Source organism: Bradyrhizobium sp., assembly GCF_049512235.1.
Classification (GTDB): domain Bacteria; phylum Pseudomonadota; class Alphaproteobacteria; order Rhizobiales; family Xanthobacteraceae; genus Bradyrhizobium.
On record NZ_JBEKXH010000345.1, the window covers coordinates 1 to 6,822 of the forward strand.

The following is a 6,822-nucleotide window of genomic DNA, read 5'->3' on the forward strand; positions in this document are numbered from 1 at the left end:
TCACCCACGATGCGGCAGGCGCACGTGGCCGGCGAGAAGCTGTTCGTCGATTATGCCGGCACGACGATCGACATTTTCGACGCGACGACCGGCGAGGTGCATGCCTGCCAATTGTTCGTCGCTGCCCTCGGAGCGTCGGGCTACACCTACGCCGAGGCAACGGCCACGCAATCGCTGCCCGACTGCGCATTACGGTGACAGTGTATATAATTCACGCGGTGAATTATATGCACTGTCACCGTAATGTAGGTGTTTCCAGTGCTCGGCGCGACAGTCACGCGGCCATAGCGCTTCAACACCGTGAGCTGGATCTGCGGCGCTGAGGCTGGCGCGGCTACACCCTCTCGATGTCAACGCTCCGTAAGGGAGCACGCGACCGAGTTCGCACAGGCGATCGAGCCCGGACGTGATCGGGACAATGCGATCACCGGCACGTCATAAACCTGTCATGCACTTGGCACTTGAAAATATTCCATTAATGGAATATACGTCCTCAGATGGCTTGGAACGTCGAACACACTGACGAGTTCGCGGAATGGTACCGCGGCCTCAGCGAAGCACAGCAGGACGATATAACGGCCGCTGGGTTGTTGCTGATGGAGATGGGGCCGCAATTGCCTTTCCCCCAGTCGTCAGGGATTAACGGATCAAAGCACGCGCATATGCGTGAGCTGCGCGTGCAAAGCGGCGGACGACCGCTTCGCGTATTTTATGCCTTTGATCCGAGACGGTCGGCGATCCTGCTCATTGGCGGCGACAAGACGGGCGATGATCGCTTCTACGAGCGTATGGTCCCGATTGCCGACCAACTTTACGACGTGTACCTCGCGGAGATTAGAAAAGAAGGATTGATACCATGACTGGACATAGACCCTTTAGCGAGTTGACCAAGGACCTCACGCCTGCCCGCCGGGCGCGGGTGGCAGCAAAGGCTGCGGCGCTGCGCGAGGCGATGACGCTTGAGGAGTTGCGCAAGGAGCGCTCGCTCTCCCAGGAGGAAGTCGCGGAAGCGCTCGCTGTGAACCAGCCCGCCGTGGCTAAGCTTGAAAAGCGCGGGGACATGCATGTGAGCAACTTGCGCCGCTACATCGAGGCGCTCGGCGGTACGCTCGAAATCACGGCGCACTTTGACGAGACAACCGTGGTCATCCGCAACATCGGGGAGCCGACGACTACGCGATAAGGAAAATCACCGGGAATTCATCCATGCCCGTTGATCCACGGAAAACCGCGAGCAGGGCACGCGGTGCGCACGCGCACCTTGACCGGCTCAATCGGTATGGGTCGATCTCGCGATCGAAACATATCCCAGGCAACGGGAACGGCAGCCCCTCGCAACGGCTAACGACCTCTAGCAACTCATAACGAGCATTTTCGCGGGTCTCGACTAATATGATGGCCCAGGCGATGGACCAGCCGGGGGCCTTGGCTCGGTCCACGCCATCCGAACCAGGGAGCCGGACATGAGCGATATTCAGGCGCGCGGCGAAGCCGCAACCAAGAGTTCGGGCCCGCGACCCCTTGACATGAAGCTCGAGGTTGTCGTGATCCCGGTTTCCGACGTTGATCGTGCCAAGCGCTTCTACGGCGAGCTGGGCTTCAGACTCGACGCCGATTTCGTCAGGGCCGATGGTTCTCGAGCCGTACAGTTGACGCCTTCGGGCTCGCCGGCCTCGATCCAGCTAGGCGCGGCGCCGCTGCTCTATCTCGTGGTCTCCGACATCGAAGCGGCGCGCGCCGGGCTCATCGATCGCGGTATCGACGTCAGCGAGGTGTTCCACCGTGGCAGCGCGCTGGAAGGCCGCCTCAGCGGTCCGGATCCGGAGCGGCGCAGTTACGCTTCGTTCGCGACGTTCAGCGATCCGGACGGCAATGCCTGGCTGATCCAGGAGGTCACAAGCCGATTGCCCGGCCGCGTCGACGCCGACACGACATTCGCCTCGTCACCTGAGCTCGCCAGCGCGCTGCGGCGCGCGGCGGCCGCGCATGGCGAGCACGAAAAGCGGATCGGCCAGCACGACGCCAACTGGCCGGACTGGTACGCCGATTACATCGTCCGCGAGCAGACCGGCAAGGAGCTGCCGTTGTGAGTGGTCTCGTCAAAGCGTTCAACCAAACCTCGCAGGAAAAGCAGCCATGCCCAAACTTGCAGTTATCGCGACCATTGAAGCCGCAGCCGGACAGAGGGATCAGCTGCTGTCTTTGCTCAGGGCGCACGGAGCGCGCTCCCTGAAGGATGAATCCGGGACCCTGCAGTTCGACGTCCTGGTGCCTCGCGAGGACGATACAAAATTGTTGGTCTACGAAGTCTATCGCGACGACGCCGCATTCGAGGCCCATCGCTACGCGGCCTCGATCGCCCGGTTCCGCGAAGAGGCTGCCGGAATGTTCGAGAAGATTCACGGGACGAAATGCACGCCCGCGGACTAGACGGTAGCCTCAGCCAAATCGGGTCCTCCGCATCGGTTTCGATTGAGCCGGGGCCCCTTGGTCAGAAGCTTCCGGGATATAGGCCGCCATCCATCAGCAGGTTCTGGCCGGTGATGTAGCCGGCGTGCCGGCTGCACAGGAACGCGCACGCCGCTCCGAGTTCGTCCGGGTCACCGAGGCGTCCCGCAACCGGGTTCGATGTAAGATGTCGCGTGATCTCTTTCGAGTTTCGCAGCCGATTGGTGTCGAACGGGCCCGGCAGCAAATTATTGATCGTCACGCCTGATGACGAAACCGTCGGCACGAGGCCGAATACGAAATTGGTCAGGGCTGCGCGCGCCGCATTCGAGAGGCCGAGAACCGGAATAGGCACGCGCACGGTGGATGACGTGATATTGACGATACGGCCGAACCTTCTGCGGCTCATGCCGTCGATAACAAGCCGTATCAGATCAACCGCGCTCAGGAAGTTGGCGTCGAGCGCTGCGACCCAGGCGGAACGGTCCCAGTCGCGGAAATCGCCTGGTGTCGGACCACCGGCGTTGTTCACCAAAATGTCGGGCTCGCCCGACGCATTCACCAGCGCGGTACGCACGCTGGCGTCGCTGACATCTCCCGCGATGGTCTGGATGTCGATGCCGCGCACTTCCGAGCGAACGGCTTCGGCAGCCTGGTCGAGGGCGTCGGGATCTCGCCCGTTCATGACGATGTGGGCTCCTTCACGGGCGAGCGCCCTGGCACACGCGAACCCCAGTCCCTTGCTCGATGCGCAGACGATCGCCCGCTTCCCCTGCAACTCAAGATCCATTGTTCCGATCCCCAGCCCCGTCGCTTGGGTTCAACGCAGCGGCGGCATTGCGCCGCTGCAATAGGCCTCGCGCGGCCGACGGGCGAGAGCTGCTTCCGTCGGCTTCGGTGCGCCCTGGTTCATCATCGGCCGTTGGCTAACCAAATTTCAGATGCTCACGCGGCCGCGGCCTTGCGTCAGCGTCGAAGCTGACACTGGTGTCTCGCTCGATTCCGGTTCGGCGCCACTCCGCGATGACTTGCTCGTATTCGAGCGGCCCCCCGCCGTAGGTGGCGCCGATAAAGGTTGGACGGTCCTTGTAGTCGCCCTCGTTGTTCAGGAAGCCGGGCGTGCATTCCTCGTGGAAGTGCTGGTGATCGACGTGCTTCTCGGCCAGGGTCGCCTGCCAGCGATCCTCGGCCTCCGGCGTCACCTCCATGGTCCGGACACCCTTGGCGAGGCAGCGTTCGACGATGGCCGTGGCATGCGCCGCCTGCATCGAAAGCGTGTGCGTGAAATTGAATGCGGTGGTGCCTTGCGCCGTTCCGCCGACGATGTGAAAATTCGGAAAGCCCGACATCTGTGTACCGTGGAGGGTGCGCACGCCGTGTTTCCATTTCGCCTCTAGCGTCTGCCCGCCGCGCCCCAGGACCTCATACCCGCCGACCTTGTGAGGGGCTGCGCCGACATCGAAGCCGGTGGCGAGGATGATGCAATCGGCCGGGTATTCGGCGCCGCCGGCGACCACGCCGGAGCCGGTGATCCGCTCGACCCCGCGGCCATCGGTATCGACCAATGTCACGTTGTCGCGATTGAACGCCTGCAGGAAGTCGTCGCTGTAGAGCGGCCGCTTGCAGAGATAATTGTACCAAGGCTGCAGCGCCTTGGCGACATCGGGCCGGTTCACCGTCGCCGCGACGCGCGCACGCAACTCTTCCATCTTGGAATAATCGATGCGCTGCATCAGCTCTCCCGGGGGAGTAGGATCGCCGGTTCGATGACGTTGCTGCATGGCGGCGCCGAAGCGGGCCCAGAAGTCGGTCCAGCGGTCGCCGACGACATTCTCAGGCACCGGCACGCAGGTGATCACCGACAGGAAGTTCTGCATGCGCTCGCGCTGCCATCCCTTGGGCTGGCCGGCGAACCAGTTGCGGTCGGTAGGGGCGTTGTTGCGCTCGTCGATCGCTGAGGGAGTCCGCTGGAAAACGGTGACGCGTGCCGCATCCTGCGCCAGACGCGGGACGATTTGGACCGCCGTCGCGCCCGTCCCGATCACGGCGAGGCGCTTGTCGGCGAGCCTCGTCATCTTCGACGTCGCATCTCCGCCGGTGTAGCCATAGTCCCAGCGGCCCGAATGGAAGATGCGGCCCTCGAAATCCCGGATGCCGGGAATGCTGGGCAGCTTGACTTTGGCCAGCGGGCCCTGGCCCACGGTGACGAAGCGCGCGCGGATGCTGTCGCCGCGATCGGTTTCGACGGTCCACTGCGCGGCAACGTCGTCCCAGGCGATCCGGGTCACCTTGGTCTGGAACAGGGCGCGCCTGTAAAGGTCGTAGTGCCGGCCGATCGCCTGGCAATGGGCGAATATCTCGGCGCCTTCGGCGTAACGTTCGCTGGGCACCGTCCCGACTTCCTCCAGGAGCGGCATGTAACAGTAGGACTCGATGTCGCATCGAACGCCCGGGTAGCGATTCCAGTACCAGGTGCCGCCGAAATCGCCGCCCTGCTCGATGATGCGGAAGGACTCGACGCCCCGATGCACCAGTTCCGCCGCGGTCAATAGTCCGGCGAAGCCTCCGCCGACGATGACGACGTCGACCGCCTCGTTCCGCGACTCGCGACTGAAGCCAGGTTCTACATAGGGATCGTCGGTGAAGTCGGCGAAGTCGCCTTCGGCGGCGATATACCGCCGTCCCGTCATGTCACTCAGTCGCTTGTCACGCTCCTGCAGATACTTGGCACGCAGCGCCTCGGGATCGTGACTTCCTGCGGGTTTAGCCGCCTTGTGCATCGTTTCTCTCCCGTCCGATAAATCGCTCATTTGATGCGCACCGGCTCCCCTCTTCGGGCGGCTGTCCGGCGCAGAACGCATGTTCCAGGGGGAGGGAGTATAGCTAGAATTAAACTGACATGCAAGTATGTCAGGGCGATTTATTGGATCGCCTCTTGGTTCCGGCCAAAATGGTCGCGGCAACCGACGCGATGTGCTCCTCCGCCGCCCGCCGCGCGCCGGAAGGCTCTCGCCTCGCAATGGCGTCTATGATCGGCTCATGCTCTTGCGCGACGCCGGCGCCAAGGGTGTCGAAACCGATCGCGTGATTGATGAAGAAATCCGACATGTTGAAGTTTGCGCTTTGTTTCTCTTCCACCAGCGCGGAATGCGCCATGGCGGCGATGATCTGATGGAAGTTTCGGTTCAATTCGGCGTAGTGCTCGCGCAACGCCTCACGATCATTGCCGATCGCGACGATCTGCCGCTGCTGCTCACGGAGTTCGGCGAGTTGCCGGTCGGTGCGACGCGCGGCCGCCAGCTCGGCCAGCAGGCCCTCCATTCGCTGAAACATCAAATAGAAATCGGCGATGGCGTCCCTGTCGGGGTTGATGACCTGGCACCCAACCTGGGGGATGATTCGAACGAAACCATCCGCTGCAAGCCAGTTGAGGCCGGTCATGATCGGCTGGCGGCTGACGCCGAATTCGGTCGCCAGTTCCCTGACCAGAATGCGCTCGCCGAACGCATACCGGGCGCTCACCAACCGCTGCACGAGAAGGTCGTAGATCTCGCTCTGCTTGCTCGGGATAACCGATGCCCGCCGGCGACTCTCAAGATGATTGGTGCGCATACTTCCATCCTAGCAGGTCAAAAAAGATCCTGGCAGGACAGAAACCAGGATCGCCACAGCTTTACAAGCCGGTCTAACGTGCTAGTATGTCAGAAGCGAACGGGGGAGGACGACGTCCATGCAAGTCAAAATGATTTGTGCCTCGCACACGCCGCTCATGGATCACGTCGAGGCCGATCCCGCGGTGGATCGCGAGGTGAGGGCACATTTCGCGGCGCTTTCAGCCGAAGTACGCGACTTCGACCCCGAACTCATCATCATCTTCGGCCCCGACCATTTCAAAGGCATCTTCTACGACATGATGCCGCCGTTCACGGTCGGCGTCCGCGCCACCGCAATCGGCGACTACGACATTGGCAGTGGCGACTTCGATGTTCCCGAGCGCCTCGCCCTCGATTGCGTATCCGCGGTGCGATCGGAGGACGTCGACGTCGCGCTGTCGTACAGGATGCAGGCCGATCACGGCTTCGCGCAGTTGCTTGTGCTGCTCAGCGGCCGGGTGGACTCATATCGAGTCCTGCCCATCCACATCAACTGCTCTGGTCCGCCGCTGCCATCGTTCCGCCGTGTCGAAGCGCTGGGCGCCGCTGTCGGTCGATGGGCAGCCAGCTTGAACCGCCGCGTGCTGATCCTCGGCTCGGGCGGGTTGAGCCATGACCCGCCGATCCCGCGGATCGACACGGCGCCGCCGGCGGTGGCAGAAATGCTGATCGCGGGGCGCAACCCTCCGCTCGAGGCGCGGCGTGCGCGCGAACAGGCCAA

8 protein-coding genes and 1 pseudogene are annotated in these 6,822 nt (G+C 62.8%); 6 read left to right on the forward strand and 3 right to left on the reverse strand.

The features are described from left to right. From ABSG20_RS25625 to ABSG20_RS25645, 5 genes and pseudogenes are all read left to right on the forward strand, one after another. A pseudogene (locus tag ABSG20_RS25625) lies at positions 1-183 on the forward strand (IS21 family transposase); the annotation flags it as partial. A gap of 314 nt (positions 184-497) precedes the next feature. After that, complete coding sequence (locus ABSG20_RS25630; protein ID WP_423867287.1) at positions 498-860, forward strand: type II toxin-antitoxin system RelE/ParE family toxin; 363 nt, start codon at positions 498-500, stop codon at positions 858-860. After that, positions 857-1,183: an XRE family transcriptional regulator gene (locus ABSG20_RS25635; RefSeq protein ID WP_423867288.1), complete on the forward strand. Its 327-nt coding sequence runs from the start codon at positions 857-859 to the stop codon at positions 1,181-1,183. The genes ABSG20_RS25630 and ABSG20_RS25635 overlap by 4 nt, the downstream gene beginning before the upstream one ends. Positions 1,184-1,463: 280 nt before the next feature. Beyond that, the gene (locus ABSG20_RS25640) at positions 1,464-2,090 is read left to right on the forward strand and encodes a VOC family protein (RefSeq protein ID WP_423867289.1); all 627 of its coding nucleotides are present in this window, start codon (positions 1,464-1,466) and stop codon (positions 2,088-2,090) included. A gap of 46 nt (positions 2,091-2,136) precedes the next feature. Then, positions 2,137-2,430, forward strand: a complete 294-nt coding sequence (locus ABSG20_RS25645; RefSeq protein WP_423867290.1) for a putative quinol monooxygenase — start codon at positions 2,137-2,139, stop codon at positions 2,428-2,430. Positions 2,431-2,491: 61 nt separating this feature from the next. On the opposite strand, the gene ABSG20_RS25650 is transcribed toward ABSG20_RS25645, so the two are convergent. The 3 genes from ABSG20_RS25650 to ABSG20_RS25660 form a co-directional block, all read right to left on the reverse strand. Continuing rightward, positions 2,492-3,238 (reverse strand): SDR family oxidoreductase, encoded by a 747-nt coding sequence (locus ABSG20_RS25650; RefSeq protein ID WP_423867291.1) that lies wholly within the window; start codon positions 3,236-3,238, stop codon positions 2,492-2,494. 136 nt (positions 3,239-3,374) lie between these two features. Next, on the reverse strand, positions 3,375-5,228 hold the full coding sequence (locus tag ABSG20_RS25655; protein ID WP_423867292.1) for a flavin-containing monooxygenase: 1,854 nt from the start codon (positions 5,226-5,228) through the stop codon (positions 3,375-3,377). A gap of 130 nt (positions 5,229-5,358) precedes the next feature. After that, positions 5,359-6,060 (reverse strand): GntR family transcriptional regulator, encoded by a 702-nt coding sequence (locus tag ABSG20_RS25660; RefSeq protein ID WP_423867293.1) that lies wholly within the window; start codon positions 6,058-6,060, stop codon positions 5,359-5,361. A gap of 157 nt (positions 6,061-6,217) precedes the next feature. Between ABSG20_RS25660 and ABSG20_RS25665 the strand changes: the two genes are divergently transcribed. Then, the coding region (locus tag ABSG20_RS25665; protein WP_490338338.1) for a DODA-type extradiol aromatic ring-opening family dioxygenase at positions 6,218-6,822 on the forward strand (605 nt) is incomplete at its 3' end.